Consider the following 13,873-nt stretch of genomic DNA (forward strand, 5'->3'; position numbering starts at 1 on the left):
TCGTTTGGACCTTCGTTGCTCGAAAGAGGCTCGCAAGGAGGCAAGATGCGGCAATTTTCCTTGATGCGATTGATGGGGGCGGGCCTGTTGCTCGGTCTTTCATGGGCCGTTACGGCCAAAGCCGAGCCGCTGGCCAAGGATCTGTTCGGAGCGCAGAAGCTGCCGGCGGCCACCGCGCCTGCATCCTATGGCTTCTATTCCAAGGGCTGCTTTGCCGGGGGAATCGCGATTGCCCCCGACGGCAACCATTGGCAGGCCATGCGGCTATCGCGCAATCGGCGCTGGGGGCATCCCGATCTGATCCACCTGCTCGAACGCTTTTCGCGCGATGCGGCGGCGGATGGCTGGCCTGGCCTTCTGGTCGGCGATATTTCGCAGCCCCGCGGCGGGCCGATGCTGACGGGGCATGCCTCGCACCAAATCGGGCTGGATGCGGATATCTGGTTCACGCCCATGCCGAACCGCCGCCTGAGCATCGAGGAGCGCGAGAAGGTCAGCGCCATTTCGATGATCAGGAAAGATTCGCTCTATGTCGACGAAAACCGTTGGACGGCGGCGCACGCCAATCTGCTGCGTCGGGCGGCGAGCTATCCGCAGGTGGAACGCATTCTTGTCCATCCCGGCATCAAAAAGAAGCTGTGCGATACCGTGCAAGGCGACCGGAGTTGGCTCAGGAAAATCCGCCCTTTCTGGGGCCACGATTATCACTTCCATGTCCGCATTGGCTGCCCCAAGGGATCTGTCGGCTGCAAGAGCCAAGCCGCGGTGCCGCAGAGCGAGGGCTGCGACAAGTCACTCGCCTGGTGGTTCACCGAAGAGCCCTGGAGGCCGGCCACCGGCCCCCAGGAGCCGAAGGCCCGCGATGTGATGACAATGTCGGCGCTGCCGGCGGCTTGCCGCGTGGTTCTGGCTGCGCCGTCTCCTCCATCGGAAGCGGCGGTGACGCTGGTGGATGCGGCGGATGCGCCTTCCTACGCGGCTGCGGCGCCAAAGCCGTTGCAACCAGCGGCAGATCCCGCCTCGCTTCTGCATTCGCTGCAGCCGGCCGATATACCGCGTCCTACGCCGAGGCCTTATCGCTAATTTGCATCGGTCGCATGGAACCGCCTTTTCAGCATCGCTCCGCTCACCTATAGAGCTTCAATCGATTTAGGAGCTGAAGCCTTTGAAAGATCGATGGCACGCAGGCAGGTAGCGCTGATCGCGCATGATCAAAAGAAGGACGATCTGGTTGCGTTTGCACACGATCACCAGGCATGGTTCGCAAAATGCGACCTGGTCGCTACCGGAACAACGGGCGGGCGGATCGCCGAGGCTTGCCCGGATCTCCAGATAAGACGCCTGAAGAGCGGGCCTCTGGGCGGAGATCAGCAGATCGGCGCCCTGATCGCCGAGCGGGCTATCGATCTTCTCATCTTCTTTGTTGATCCGCTGACGCCGATGCCGCATGACGTGGATGTAAAGGCACTTATGCGGCTTGCAATCGTTTACGACATTCCAATGGCGTTGAACCGGGCCACGGCCGAAAATATTCTTGCCTTGGAAGAGGCGGCAGGCCCGGAGCCGATAGTTGAGCAAGGAGGCTCCTAGCCCGATGGCGTATTCCACCGACCATGACGTGGTGCTCGATTTCCCGATTTTGATCGGTGACATCGGCGGCACCAATGCGCGCTTCGCCATTGTCGTGGACTCCTATGCCGAGCCGCGGGAATTTCCCGTCGTACAGACGGCCGATTTCGCAACGATAGAGGACGCCATCCAGACGGCGATCCTTGACCAGACGCATCTCATTCCGCGCTCCGCCGTCCTGGCGGTTGCGGGACCCGTGAACGGAGACGAAATCGATCTCACCAATTCAAATTGGGTGGTCCGGCCGCGCGAGATGATGGCCCATCTGGGTTTCAGCGATATCGTCGTACTCAACGATTTCGAGGCGCAGGCGCTGGCTGTCGTGGCGCTTGGGGAAGAGCATCTGGAAAAGATTGGCGGCAACGTCGCCGAAACCGTCGGGAGCCGCGTCGTCCTGGGGCCGGGGACCGGCCTCGGCGTGGCTGGCCTGGTGCACGCGCGCCGAACCTGGATCCCCGTTCCGGGCGAGGGCGGCCATATGGATCTTGGACCAAGGACAGCGCGCGACGAGCAGATCTTCCCGCATCTGGAGCGGATCGAGGGGAGGGTTTCCGGCGAACAGGTGCTTTGCGGGCGCGGTCTCGTCAACCTCTACCGTGCGATCGCAAAGGCGGATGCCAAGGAGGCTGCTTTCTCCTCGCCCGCTGAGATTACGACGGCCGGGCTGGCGCAGGCCGATGAGATCGCGGTTGAGACCCTGAACCTCTTCGTGACCTATCTCGGCAGGGTCGCGGGTGATCTCGGTCTTGTGTTCATGAGCCGGGGCGGAGTGTTCCTGACAGGAGGCATCGCCCAGAAGATCGTGCCGGCGCTGAAGAACAGCCTGTTCCGCGCCGCCTTTGAAGACAAGGCGCCGCACAATGAACTGATGGCGTCCATGCCGGTTTATGTCATCACCCATCCGCTGGCCGCGCTGCACGGGCTTGCGGCCTATGCCCGAACGCCAGCGCGCTTCGGCGTCGAAACGGCGGGCCGGCGCTGGCGCTTGCGCTGAGGGCAGCGGCGCCTTTTGCCCTGCTGCGATTGCATATGTGCCTTTGATCGGGCATAGGCTGCTGCGAGCAATGCCGGTGTGCAGAGCCGGCGGCAGCATAGGAAAGTCATTCTTGGGCAGACTGCAGCGCAAACCCGCATCTTTCTTCGGCAGGTTGCTGGGCAGCTTCGCGTCCGGAGAAATGGTTTCGGTCATCCGCCGTGTGATAGCGGAGAACGCCCGCGATTTCCTCCCGCACTATCGTATGGCTGCGCTTTGCATGTTGGCCATTGCCGCGACCACCGGCTACATGGCCTATCTGATGAAGCCCCTCGTCGACGACGTGTTCTACGGCCACCAGTGGGAGAAGGTCATCCGGATTTGCATTGAGGTGGTCCTCATCTTCGCCATCCGGGGCTTCGCGAGCTACGGCCAGGGCGTCCTGCTTGCGAAAGTAGGCAACAATGTTGTCGCGCGATACCAGCGGCGTTTGTTCGAGCATCTCATGCGGCTCGATATCGGGTTCTTCACGGGAACGCGTTCAGGCCAGCTTGCCGCCCAGATTGCGCAGAACGTCACCGGCATACGCGACCTGCTCAATGTCACGCTGGTTGCCACCACTCGCGACATCGTAACGCTGATCGCGCTCGTTGCCGTGATGGTGAGTACCAATCCCGCCCTTTCGCTGATCGCGCTCCTGATCGGGCCGCCGCTGATCTATGCCGTGAACTACCTAGCGCGCCGCTTGCGGCGGATCAATCGCGAGGCGGTGGAAATCAATTCGCGGCTGCTCGGCGCCATGCAGGAATCCGTCCAGGGCATCTCCATCATCAAGGCCTTCACGATGGAGAATGTCCTGACGGAGAAGATATCGGGCGTTATCTTGAGAGCCGAAGAGCGCTCCAACAAGATTGCCAGCGTCTCGGAACGGCTGGGGCCTGTCACCGAAATCCTGGCCGGGATCGCAATCGCCGCCGTCATAGGCCTTGCCGGCTGGCGTGCTCAGCACTACGGGATACCACCGGGTGATATCTTCGCATTCATAACGGCGCTGCTGCTTGCCTACGATCCTGCGCGCAAGCTCGCCCGCACGCAGGTCACCCTCGAGCGGGCGCTGATCAACGCCAAGATGATTTACGAAATTCTGGACATCGAGCCGCAGCAGGGAGATGTGGCGAACGCGAAACCCTTGCAGGTGACTGCGGGGAATGTCCGTTTTACGGATGTCCGCTTTTCCTATCTGGATCATATGCCTGTGCTTCACGGCGTGAGCTTCGAGGCGATGGCCGGCAGGACGACGGCCATCGTTGGTCCTTCAGGCGCCGGCAAATCGACGCTCTTCGCGCTTCTGCAGCGCTTCTACGATCTCGACGCAGGGCAGATCACCATCGACGGGCAGGACATTTCGCAGGTCACGAAGCACTCCCTGCGCTCTAAGATCGCCTATGTTTCGCAGCATCCCTATCTGTTCGAGGGCACTATTAGCGACAATATCCGCTATGGGCGGCCCGATGCCAGCGACAAAGAAGTGGAAGAGGCGGCGCGGCTTGCCAATGCCGAGGATTTCATTGTCCAGCAACCGCAAGGTTACCATACTCTCGTGGGCGAGAATGGCGTGACTCTCTCCGGCGGTCAGCGCCAGCGCCTTTCCATTGCCCGCGCGATAGTTCGCAACGCGCCCATCCTGCTGCTCGACGAGGCGACCTCCGCGCTCGACAATGAATCGGAAGCGAAAGTCCAGCAGGCGCTTGAACGCGTCATGGCCAAGCGCACCACGCTCGTCATCGCGCATCGTCTTTCGACGGTCGTGAATGCGGATCACATCGTGGTGCTGGAGGAAGGCCAACTCGTTGAGGAAGGCACTCACCGGGAACTTGTGGCGAGGCCGCATGGCATATATGCCCGCTTCTATCGCATGCAGACGGAACGGGCGGAGAACCTCCTGGAAGGTGGGGAAGTGGATACCAACGATGCCACCATGGAGCAGATAAGGGGTGGTCGCCGATGAATGATATGGGACTCGTAATCGTTGGCGCTGGCGGGCGAATGGGCCAGACGCTCATACGCACCGTTCATGCCATGGAGGGCGTTCGGGTCGTCGGCGCCATCGAGCGTTCCGGCTCGCCCCATCTTGGCCGAGACGCAGGCGAACTCGCCGGCATCGGCATCATCAATGTGGAGATCTGCGACGAGCCGCTATCGGTCTTCGCCAAGGCCGATGGGGTGCTGGATTTCACCACACCGAAAGCAACGGTGGAATTCGCGGGGTACGCCGCTCAGGCCCGCATCGTCCATGTGATCGGCACGACGGGGCTTTCCGGCGAAGACGAGGCAGCGATCGCCGCGGCCGCCCGGCATGCCACGATTGTGAAATCAGGCAATATGAGCCTCGGGGTCAACCTGCTTTCCGTTCTGGTGAAGCAGGCGGCCAGGGCGCTGGATGCGGCCGATTTCGACATCGAGATTCTTGAGATGCATCATCGCCATAAGGTGGATGCGCCTTCAGGAACAGCGCTGCTGCTGGGCGAGGCGGCGGCGGAAGGGCGCGCCATCGAACTGGCGGACAAGAGCGTTCGCGTGCGCGACGGCCATACCGGCCCGCGCGAAGCCGGCACCATCGGGTTCGCCACGCTTCGCGGTGGCTCCGTCGTGGGGGAGCATTCGGTCATCCTCGCCGGCATCGGTGAACGCATCGTCCTTTCGCATCTTGCCGAAGATCGCACCATCTTCGCGCGCGGCGCCGTCAAGGCCGCGCTCTGGGCGCGCGGCAGGAAGCCGGGCCTCCACTCCATGCTCGATGTACTGGGCTTCACCGAAAATTCCGACCAAGCCAGATAGGGAAGAACCATGTCCGGAACGCTGATCCTTGTTCGCCACGGCCAGAGCGAATGGAACCTGAAGAACCTGTTCACCGGCTGGCGCGATCCCGGCCTATCCGAGCTTGGCCATGAAGAAGCCACATCGGCGGGACGCAAGATCAAGGACAGGGGGCTTAGACCGGACATCGCCTTCACCTCGGTGCTTTCGCGCGCCAAAGTCACCAATACGCATATTCTGGAGGTCCTCGGATTGCCCGCTCTGGAGACGATCGAGGACGTGGCGCTCAACGAGCGGGATTACGGCGATCTCTCTGGCCTCAACAAGGACGACGCGCGAAAGAAATGGGGCGAGGAGCAGGTGCATATCTGGCGCCGCTCTTATGATATTCCGCCTCCCGGCGGCGAGAGCCTGCGCGACACGGGTGCCCGCGTCTGGCCCTACTATTTGCGGGAAATCCTCCCGCAGGTGCTGCGGGGCAAGACAGTGCTGGTGAGCGCTCACGGCAATTCGCTACGCTCGCTGGCGATGGTTCTGGACGGGCTTTCCGGCGAGGAGATCGTCAAGATGGAGATCGCCACAGGCGTTCCGATCGTCTACCGGCTCAACCCCGATTCTACCGTGGCGTCGAAGGAGATCCTGGAGGGCTGATGCGCCGCAGCCCGTCTGCGGTGCACGGGGTCTCAAACGGACCCATCTAGTTCAGCGGAGCCGGATGCACGAAGGGCCAGGGCGATGCCTCCGAGCCACGTGGCACCGGCACCTCGATTACGACCGGTTCCCCGCACGCGAGCGCACCCGGCAGCTTCTCCCGAAGTTCATCGGGACTGCCGACGCGGAAGGATGCAACACCAAAGGATTTCCCGAGAGCGACGAAATCGGGATTGTCCAGATCTGCTCCCAGCAATCTGTTTCCATAGCTATTTTGCTGATCCCGACGGACATTGCCGTAAGCCGAGTTGTCGAAAACGATCGCCACCACGGCAATTCCGAACTGGCGGGCAGTTGCAAGTTCCTGGACCCCGAACATGAACCCGCCATCGCCTGAGATCGACACGACCGCTTTGTCGGGATTGGCAACTTTCACGCCGAGCGCCGTGTTGAAGCCGAAGCCGAGATTGTCCTGATACCCGCAGGTTACATACTGGCGCGGCCCGTAGACGGGGAAGCACATGCGGGCTGTGAAGCCGACCTGGGAAACCTCTTCCACAAAGAAGCCGTCGCGCGGCAGCACTTCGCGAATGACGCGAAGATATTCCTCCTGCGGCTGGACGGATTTGAGGGCTTCGGCGGCATCGCTGCGCAATCGCGACAGTTCCGCCTCCCTCGAAGAACGCTGTTCCTTGCTTCCCAACTCGTCAAGCAGCGCTTGGAGCCCGGCAGCAGACGAGGTGACGAGGCCCACATCCGGCTTCAGGCGAACCATCTCGGTCGGGTCGATGTCGATGCGCAGGACCTTCAGCCCCTTCGGCATCCACCGCCAACGGAAATACTGGAGTTCCAGACGTGACCCGATGCCGATCAGGAGGTCGCAATCCTGCCAATAGCGCCAGGCGGCTGGCGGCAGCAGGAAAAGCGGGTCGTCCTCGGGAAGAACGCCTTTGCCCGAGCGGTGAGCCGTTACCGGCGCTTGCAGAAGCCGGGCAAGCGCGGCCACCTCCTGCTCCGCACCGATAGCACCCGAGCCCAGCATGATGAGCGGGTTCTTTGCCGCACGGATGAGCGCGGCGGCCGCCCCGACCGCTTCAGGATCCGGGGTCGGCGCGGGATCTTTTTGAACCGCCGTAGGCTCTTCCACTTCGGCGGCCATCCCGAAAACATCCCAGGGGGTTTCGATGCCAACCGGTCTTGGCCGGCCGGACAGCATCTGCCGGAAGGCCTCGTGCATAACCGCGGCTGCCTGTGTCGGATGATTGATCCGCTCCGCCCACTTGGTAAGGCCTTTCAAGGTGCCCAGATGGTCAGGTAATTCATGGAGCTGGCCCCGCCCCTGTCCGATAAGGTGGGACATGATATTCCCGGTGATGCACAATACGGGCGCGTTAGCGCCATAAGCCGTGCAAAGCGCCGCGCCGGAATTCAGAAGGCCGGGACCGGGCACAACGGTGTAGGCGCCGACTTTGCCTGACGATTTGGCATAGCCATACGCCATATAGCCGGCACCCTGTTCGTGACGCGTATGAATGAACCGGATCGCTCCCGCCTCGCGCGCAACAGCATCGTTGAAGTCGTACATATGCGCGCCGGAAATCCCGAACAAAGTGTCCACGCCGTTGGCGATGAGCGATTTGGCGATGATCTCGCCTGTCGTGAGGCGCGTCATCCGGCGACCCGCTTTGCGATGCTCAGGACCTGCACGGTCGTAAACTCCTGCAGTCCCTCAATCCCGAATTCCACACCGATCCCGGACTGCTTCACGCCGCCCATCGGGACAGTGGGGTTGAGCACGCCGTGCCGATTGACCCAGCGTGTTCCGGCAATCAGTTTGCGGGCGACTTTTGCCGCCTCCTCGGGGTCATCGCCCCATACGGACGCGCCGAGCCCGAGTTCCAGCGAATTCGCCTCGGCTACAGCTTCTTCCACGTCCCGGTAGCGGATCACCGGCAGAACCGGCCCGAACTGCTCTTCCGCGACGACTCGCATATCCATGGTCGCATCCGCGATGATGGTAAGCGGGTAGTTGTATCCCCTGCCACTCGGCTTCTCGCCACCGGCGAGAATGCGGGCTCCTTTGGCGCGTGCGTCCTCGACCATGGCCACAATCTTGTCGAACTGCATCTTGTTGGAGAGCGGGCCAATCAAGGTGTCGGGTTCGGCCCCGTTGCCGACCTTTATTCCGCCAACGAAGCCGGACAGCGCCGCGCAGACGCTTTCATAGTCGCTCTCATGCACATAGAGTCGCTTCAGGCACGAGCAGGTCTGGCCGGCATTTATAAACGAGCCCCAGAACAGGTCTTCCATGCGCGGCGACATATCGGTGCCGGGAAGGATTATGCCTGCATCATTGCCACCCAACTCCAAGGTCAGTCTTTTGAGCGTTGGTCCGGCGCGTTCCATTATCCTGCGGCCGGTGGCGGTCGATCCGGTAAAGGCGATCTTGTCGATGTCGGGATGCTCGGAAATCCGGTCGCCCACCTCCTTATCGCCCGTCACGGCGTTCAGCACGCCAGCGGGAAGAATGCCGGCCTCATTGATCAGCTCGACCAGCCGAAGCGTCGAAAGAGGCGTGTATGGCGAGGGTTTGATGACTACGGTGCATCCCACCCGCAGCGCTGGCATAATATGCCAGATCGCGATCATCAGCGGCCAGTTCCAGGGGGTGATAGAGGCTACCACTCCGACAGGCTCGCGGATCAATTCCACGCGCTCGTGATCGTTGTCGATTAGGATCTGAGGCTCGAAATCGAGAGCCTGGGTGACGCGCGTCCAGGCGACACAACCGCTAACCTCGAAGGGAGCGCCCGGACCGACCTGGGGCTTGCCCTGCTCGGCGGTGATCAATGCGGCCAATTCCTCCCGATGCGCCTCGATCAGGTCGGCTATCTTGCCGAGCGCCTCCCGGCGGTTGCTATCCGGACGCGAGGACCAGGCGGGAAAGGCGCTCTTGGCCGCAGCGACTGCGGCGTTCAGTTCGGCTACCGTGCCTTCCGGGCAGGCGGCGGCCACCTCGCCGGTGGCCGGGTTGATTACATCGAATGTCGTCGACGTCTGAACGGCCTTGCCGTTGATCGTCAATGCATAGGACATCTGTTTCTCCCTTGAACGGGTCCGCTTTGTTCGCGAGGAGCGAGAGGCGATGAACCGCAGGTTGCCAGCGGGGCGGGGAGGGATGAAATCGACGCGCGCGCCTCAAACCGAATTTCGCGCGTTGAAGTCATCTCTCTTCCATAAAGATCAGCTTGCCGGGGTTGTTTTTGCTAATGCCGCGCTCCGCGCTGAATGATCCGTACAGGCGCGTCACCAGATCCAGGGTGCAATTCATGTGGTGCACAGCCCCCCAAGCCGCATTCCGGCGGCTTAAATCTCTAAATATTTAACATGTTACATAATTGATTTCGTCGGTCAATGTGTTGTGCAATGACAGGCTGCTAGAGCAGCACGGGCGGATTAAGCTGGCCCTCTACTTCGAGATCGAGCAGGAAGAGCTTTCCAGCTTGCGGGTCCGCTTTGCGCGCTTCCTCATCCATTCCTTCATAGGCCGAGGTCGCGACGAGCTTGCCGGCATCACGGCCGATGAAAGCGGGGCAGGATATCTGCCGCGCCGGCATCGGAATGCTGCGGATGAGTTCGCCGCTCGGGCTCCAAGCGTCGATCCTGCCGCCACCCCAGCGCGCATTCCAGATTGTCCCGCTGGCGTCCACAACGGAGCCGTCCATGTTGCCCGGCATCTTTTCGCCTTCTATCGTGAGCACTGGATCATCCACGGGCAACCCGGTTTCGGGATCACACGTCACCCGAAAGAGCCGGTTCTCACGCGTATCGGCGAAATAACCGATCGTTCCGTCGGGGGAGAAGCAGATGGAATTGGGGATGGTGATGTGTGAGAACAGCCGTCGAACTTCGCCCTTGAAGAACCAGTAAATGGCGCCCGCCTGATCCTGCGCCTTCTTGCCCATCATGCCGAACCAGAGAGCACCGGCAGGGTGTGTGCGCGCATCGTTGGAGCGCATGTCCGGCCTGTCGGCATCGACCTCCACGAGCATTTCTAGCCGGCCCGTGGCGCGGTTCCTGAGCTGGAGGCCATTTTCCGTAACCAGAAGCTGGCCCTGCTCGTCGACATCCGCCAGCGCGCTCGCCATGACGGGCAGATCGTGGACGATAGTCTCTGTGCCGGAAAGCCGCTTTTCCAGGAGCTTGCGTTGAATGATATCGAACCAGAACAGGCTGTCCGTTCGTGCATCATAAGCCGGCCCTTCTCCCAAAAGACAGGCGATATCGGACAGGACCGAAACCGCGACCTTGCTCATAGATATCCTCCGTCGACGATCAGCACCTGTGCGGTGATCGCACGCGAAGCATCAGATGCGAGGAAAAGGCAGGGCCCCACGAGATCTTCCGCTTCAAGCGCTCTCTTGAGGCATTGCCGGGCGACGAATTCCTCCAGACTTTCGTCGGTGACCCACAATTCTTTCTGGCGTTGGGTCAGCACCCAGCCGGGGGCAAGTGCATTCACCCGGATGCCGAATGCGCCCAATGCGCCGGCCAGGCCCTTGGTGAGCCCCACAATACCGCCTTTTGCGGCCGTGTAGGATGGCATCTCCCCATTGTTGATCATGTAGGAAATGGACGTGAAATTGATAATCGAGCCGCGCCCGGCCGCCTTCATGCCCGGCACAACAGCCTGAACGGCAAAAAACTGCGGCCGCAGATTGATCGCCTGGTTGTTGTCCCAAAAATCCGGCGTCACCTCCTCTATAGTATGACGGTCGTCCTTGGCTGCATTGTTGACAAGGACGGTCACCGGGCCGTTCGCCTCGGCGGCTTCGGCCGCTGCCTTGCGCAGGGCGGAAATGTCCCTCAGATCGGCATGGAGAAACAGCGGCGCGCGGTGAAGTTCTGCTTGCAGCCTATCGCAAAGGCCCCGACTCTCATCTTCGGCAACGTCGATAAAGGCAACTCTGGCGCCCTGCCGAAGGAAGCCCTCCGTCAGAGCAGCGCCTATCCCCGACCCGCCCCCGGTGATCAACACGGAAGCACCTTCAAGGTCGGGAAATTGTCCTGTCCATGTCATCTCTTCCCTCCCCGTCTCGTACGAGCTTAGCGTTACACCCGCAGGTGGCCAAGTAATAACCCCGATGCGGGCGCATCGTTTCTTCGTACGATCTTCTTTCGGCAGAAAGCCGAATTTGGAGCCATGAAAGAGCCCGGCGCACTCATCCAGGAATGAGGTTGACCCTCGCCCGACGCTAGCGGCAAGCCTCCGGCGGCCCGCTAAGACTAAAGACAGCCGGCTTGAAGGTGCCCCAGGGTCGCCGTGGCATCGCTGGGCGTGCCGAAGAGAAAGCCTTGTCCGCCCTTGCAGCCGAAGGAAACGAGCTTTTCAGCCTGAGCTTCCTCTTCGATGCCTTCCGCGATCACATCGATACCCAGCCCATCGCACATGGCCAGTATGGCCCGGATGATGTGTTCGCTGGGGCGGTCCTCCAGAAGGGAGGCGACGAAGGCGCGATCTATTTTCAATTTGTCGAAACGGAAATCGCGCAGCCGGCCGAGGCTGGATTGCCCGGTGCCGAAGTCATCGAGTGACACGCGGATTCCCATGCTCCGGAGATGTTCGATCGTCCTGGCCGCCGAAGCCGGATCCCCCAGGAGACCCGTCTCCGTGATCTCGATTTCCAGCCGCTTTGGATCGAAACCGGTCTTTTCCAAGGTGGAAAGGATTTGCGGACCGGTATTGCGATCCATCAGTTGGGAAGGCGTAAGATTGAAGGAAAGGAAGAGATGCTGCGGCCAATCGCGGGCAGTCTCCGCTGCTTTGCGCAGGAGAAGGACCGTGAGCTGGCCGATTATTCCGATCTCCTCGGCTATTGGAATGAACACGCAGGGCGGCACCAGCCCAAGCTCGCTATCCGTCCAGCGCGCGAGGGCCTCGAAACCGACGACCCGACGGGAGGGGAGGTCGACGATAGGCTGGAAGTGCGGCTCCACCTCTCCTTCGGCGACCGCTTGCCTGAGTGCCTGCTCGATACGGATTCGGCGCTTGGCTGCCTCGTCCATTTCTCGCGTGTAGACCAGTACGGAGCGCCGCCCCGAGCGCTTGGCGTGGTAAAGCGAAGTTTCTGCCTTGCCGAGCAGCAGTTCAGCCGTCTCTTCTTTCGAAGAGAAAAGCGAGCAGCCGGCTGATGCGGAAAGCTGCACGGTGCGCTCGCCCACCTCATAGGGTGGGCATAGAACCTCTATCAGCATTCTGGCGCGCTCGGCCATGGCTTCTTCGCTGGAGATCATGGGCTGAAGCACGGCGAAATCATCCATGCCGACGCGGGCGATGATCGAAGAGTCGCCAATCGCGGCACGCAAGCGCATCGCGGCTTGCCGAAGGATATCGTCACCGACGGTATTGCCGAACAGGTCCCTGATGGGCATGAACCCGTCCAGATCGAGAACGATAACCGCAAAGGGAACCGGAGCGTCCCCGCGATTGGCAATGAGACGGGTCACCTCTTTCAAGAAGCTTTGATAACTGCCCAAACCTGTGAGAGGCTCGATTGAGCCAACGACCTCTCTGACGCCTCTGGCGTCCTGGCCCTCAATCAGTTGAGACCGCATCCTTTATTCCGCCATTTTGCGCCCTGGCGCAGGTTCCCGCAGAATTCTTTAAGAAACGTATGCGATCCCCCCGCCACCATTGTTTCCGCTGCCTGACACGGCTTCCGCAGGCGCTTGACAGTTGGACGATGGCGGCGTCATCTGCCGCGAATCGCTGCCGCAACCTGCCGGAGTCCTTTTATGCCGCTTCGCGTCGCCATTCAAATGGACCATGTCTCGACCATCTCAATCGCAGGCGATACTACATTTGCGCTTGCGTTGGAGGCCGAACGCCGTGGTCACAAGCTGTGGCATTACACGCCCGACCGCCTGTTTCAGCGCGGCAGCGAAGCGTTCGCGACGGTGGAGGCGCTGAATGTACGGGACGAGATCGGCAATCACTTTTCCCTAGGCGCGCCCGAACGCATTGCGCTGTCCGAAATGGATGTCGTGCTGCTGCGCCAGGATCCGCCCTTCGACATGAATTACATCACCACCACGCATATACTCGAGCGCGTCCACCCCAAGACATTGGTGGTCAATGATCCGGTCTGGGTTCGCAACAGCCCGGAAAAGATTTTCGTGACGGAGTTTCCGGATTTGATGCCGGACACGCTGATCACCCGCGATCCGATCGAGGTCGACGCGTTCCGGAGGGAACATGGCGACATCATCGTCAAGCCGCTCTACGGCAATGGCGGCGCGGGCATATTCCACCTGGCGCAGGCAGACCGCAATCTCGCCTCTCTGCTCGAGCTGTTCACCCAGATGTTCCGCGAGCCCTTCATCGTGCAACGCTACCTGAAGGAGGTGCGCGGCGGTGACAAGCGCATCATCCTGATCGAAGGCGAACCGGTGGGGGCCATCAATCGCATACCCTCGGAACATGATTCGCGCTCCAACATGCATGTGGGCGGACGCGCGGAACCGACGGAAATCACCGAGCGCGAGCGCGAAATCTGCGCCCGCATCGGGCCAGCGCTGCGCGAGCGCGGCTTTGTTCTGGTGGGGATCGACGTGATCGGCGGTCTCCTCACGGAGATCAATGTCACTTCACCGACGGGGGTGCGGGAGGTGAAACGATTTGGCGGCGCCGACATCGCTGCTCTTTTCTGGGATGCGGTGGAGGCGCGGCGCGGCGCGATTTCGTAGGACGGCGGACCTTCTCCGCTCAGCCGCGGTAACCCCGTCCGTTATGCATTCATAAAC

The 13,873-nt window shown here is 61.3% G+C and carries 12 protein-coding genes; 7 read left to right on the forward strand and 5 right to left on the reverse strand.

Features of this window, described 5'->3' with window-relative positions; genetic code table 11:
• Positions 1–45 precede the first annotated feature (45 nt).
• The 6 genes from mepA (at position 46) to GNP00_RS15785 (ending at position 6,070) form a co-directional block, all read left to right on the forward strand.
• On the forward strand, positions 46–1,083 hold the full coding sequence (gene mepA / locus GNP00_RS15760; protein WP_011582906.1) for a penicillin-insensitive murein endopeptidase: 1,038 nt from the start codon (positions 46–48) through the stop codon (positions 1,081–1,083).
• A gap of 93 nt (positions 1,084–1,176) precedes the next feature.
• Positions 1,177–1,590 (forward strand): methylglyoxal synthase, encoded by a 414-nt coding sequence (locus GNP00_RS15765; protein ID WP_011582905.1) that lies wholly within the window; start codon positions 1,177–1,179, stop codon positions 1,588–1,590.
• Positions 1,591–1,594: 4 nt separating this feature from the next.
• Complete coding sequence (locus tag GNP00_RS15770; protein ID WP_011582904.1) at positions 1,595–2,623, forward strand: glucokinase; 1,029 nt, start codon at positions 1,595–1,597, stop codon at positions 2,621–2,623.
• A gap of 70 nt (positions 2,624–2,693) precedes the next feature.
• The gene (locus tag GNP00_RS15775) at positions 2,694–4,610 is read left to right on the forward strand and encodes an ABC transporter ATP-binding protein (protein ID WP_085953123.1); all 1,917 of its coding nucleotides are present in this window, start codon (positions 2,694–2,696) and stop codon (positions 4,608–4,610) included.
• Positions 4,607–5,440: a 4-hydroxy-tetrahydrodipicolinate reductase gene (gene dapB, locus GNP00_RS15780; protein WP_011582902.1), complete on the forward strand. Its 834-nt coding sequence runs from the start codon at positions 4,607–4,609 to the stop codon at positions 5,438–5,440. The genes GNP00_RS15775 and dapB overlap by 4 nt, the downstream gene beginning before the upstream one ends.
• A gap of 9 nt (positions 5,441–5,449) precedes the next feature.
• Positions 5,450–6,070, forward strand: coding sequence for a 2,3-bisphosphoglycerate-dependent phosphoglycerate mutase (locus GNP00_RS15785; protein ID WP_011582901.1), 621 nt, complete (start codon positions 5,450–5,452; stop codon positions 6,068–6,070).
• Positions 6,071–6,116: 46 nt separating this feature from the next.
• On the opposite strand, the gene GNP00_RS15790 is transcribed toward GNP00_RS15785, so the two are convergent.
• The 5 genes from GNP00_RS15790 to GNP00_RS15810 all read right to left on the reverse strand — a co-directional run bounded on the left by GNP00_RS15790 (position 6,117) and on the right by GNP00_RS15810 (position 12,685).
• Positions 6,117–7,742: a thiamine pyrophosphate-dependent enzyme gene (locus GNP00_RS15790; protein ID WP_011582900.1), complete on the reverse strand. Its 1,626-nt coding sequence runs from the start codon at positions 7,740–7,742 to the stop codon at positions 6,117–6,119.
• Positions 7,739–9,166, reverse strand: a complete 1,428-nt coding sequence (locus GNP00_RS15795; RefSeq protein WP_011582899.1) for an aldehyde dehydrogenase family protein — start codon at positions 9,164–9,166, stop codon at positions 7,739–7,741. The genes GNP00_RS15790 and GNP00_RS15795 overlap by 4 nt, the downstream gene beginning before the upstream one ends.
• 341 nt (positions 9,167–9,507) lie before the next feature.
• Positions 9,508–10,386, reverse strand: a complete 879-nt coding sequence (locus GNP00_RS15800; protein WP_011582898.1) for an SMP-30/gluconolactonase/LRE family protein — start codon at positions 10,384–10,386, stop codon at positions 9,508–9,510.
• Positions 10,383–11,150 carry an SDR family NAD(P)-dependent oxidoreductase gene (locus GNP00_RS15805; RefSeq protein ID WP_011582897.1) on the reverse strand — a complete coding sequence of 256 codons (768 nt, stop codon included), beginning with the start codon at positions 11,148–11,150 and terminating at the stop codon, positions 10,383–10,385. The genes GNP00_RS15800 and GNP00_RS15805 overlap by 4 nt, the downstream gene beginning before the upstream one ends.
• 206 nt (positions 11,151–11,356) lie before the next feature.
• The gene (locus tag GNP00_RS15810; protein ID WP_011582896.1) at positions 11,357–12,685 is read right to left on the reverse strand and encodes a putative bifunctional diguanylate cyclase/phosphodiesterase; all 1,329 of its coding nucleotides are present in this window, start codon (positions 12,683–12,685) and stop codon (positions 11,357–11,359) included.
• 180 nt (positions 12,686–12,865) lie between these two features.
• Between GNP00_RS15810 and gshB the strand changes: the two genes are divergently transcribed.
• A complete protein-coding gene (gene gshB, locus GNP00_RS15815) occupies positions 12,866–13,816 on the forward strand; it encodes a glutathione synthase (RefSeq protein WP_011582895.1) in 951 nt (316 codons plus the stop codon).
• The last annotated feature ends 57 nt before the right edge of the window (positions 13,817–13,873 follow it).

It is taken from the genome of Chelativorans multitrophicus (genome assembly GCF_011317445.1).
GTDB lineage: Bacteria > Pseudomonadota > Alphaproteobacteria > Rhizobiales > Rhizobiaceae > Chelativorans > Chelativorans multitrophicus.

Excerpts from the sequence above, each read along its gene's own strand:
- mepA (WP_011582906.1), top strand. The coding sequence starts at position 46 with ATGCGGCAATTTTCCTTGATGCGATTGATGGGGGCGGGCCTGTTGCTC.
- dapB (WP_011582902.1), top strand. The coding sequence starts at position 4,607 with ATGAATGATATGGGACTCGTAATCGTTGGCGCTGGCGGGCGAATGGGC.
- GNP00_RS15790 (WP_011582900.1), bottom strand. The coding sequence starts at position 7,742 with ATGACGCGCCTCACGACAGGCGAGATCATCGCCAAATCGCTCATCGCC.
- GNP00_RS15770 (WP_011582904.1), top strand. The coding sequence starts at position 1,595 with ATGGCGTATTCCACCGACCATGACGTGGTGCTCGATTTCCCGATTTTG.
- GNP00_RS15805 (WP_011582897.1), bottom strand. The coding sequence starts at position 11,150 with ATGACATGGACAGGACAATTTCCCGACCTTGAAGGTGCTTCCGTGTTG.
- GNP00_RS15785 (WP_011582901.1), top strand. The coding sequence starts at position 5,450 with ATGTCCGGAACGCTGATCCTTGTTCGCCACGGCCAGAGCGAATGGAAC.
- GNP00_RS15795 (WP_011582899.1), bottom strand. The coding sequence starts at position 9,166 with ATGTCCTATGCATTGACGATCAACGGCAAGGCCGTTCAGACGTCGACG.
- GNP00_RS15810 (WP_011582896.1), bottom strand. The coding sequence starts at position 12,685 with ATGCGGTCTCAACTGATTGAGGGCCAGGACGCCAGAGGCGTCAGAGAG.
- gshB (WP_011582895.1), top strand. The coding sequence starts at position 12,866 with ATGCCGCTTCGCGTCGCCATTCAAATGGACCATGTCTCGACCATCTCA.
- GNP00_RS15765 (WP_011582905.1), top strand. The coding sequence starts at position 1,177 with ATGGCACGCAGGCAGGTAGCGCTGATCGCGCATGATCAAAAGAAGGAC.
- GNP00_RS15775 (WP_085953123.1), top strand. The coding sequence starts at position 2,694 with ATGCCGGTGTGCAGAGCCGGCGGCAGCATAGGAAAGTCATTCTTGGGC.
- GNP00_RS15800 (WP_011582898.1), bottom strand. The coding sequence starts at position 10,386 with ATGAGCAAGGTCGCGGTTTCGGTCCTGTCCGATATCGCCTGTCTTTTG.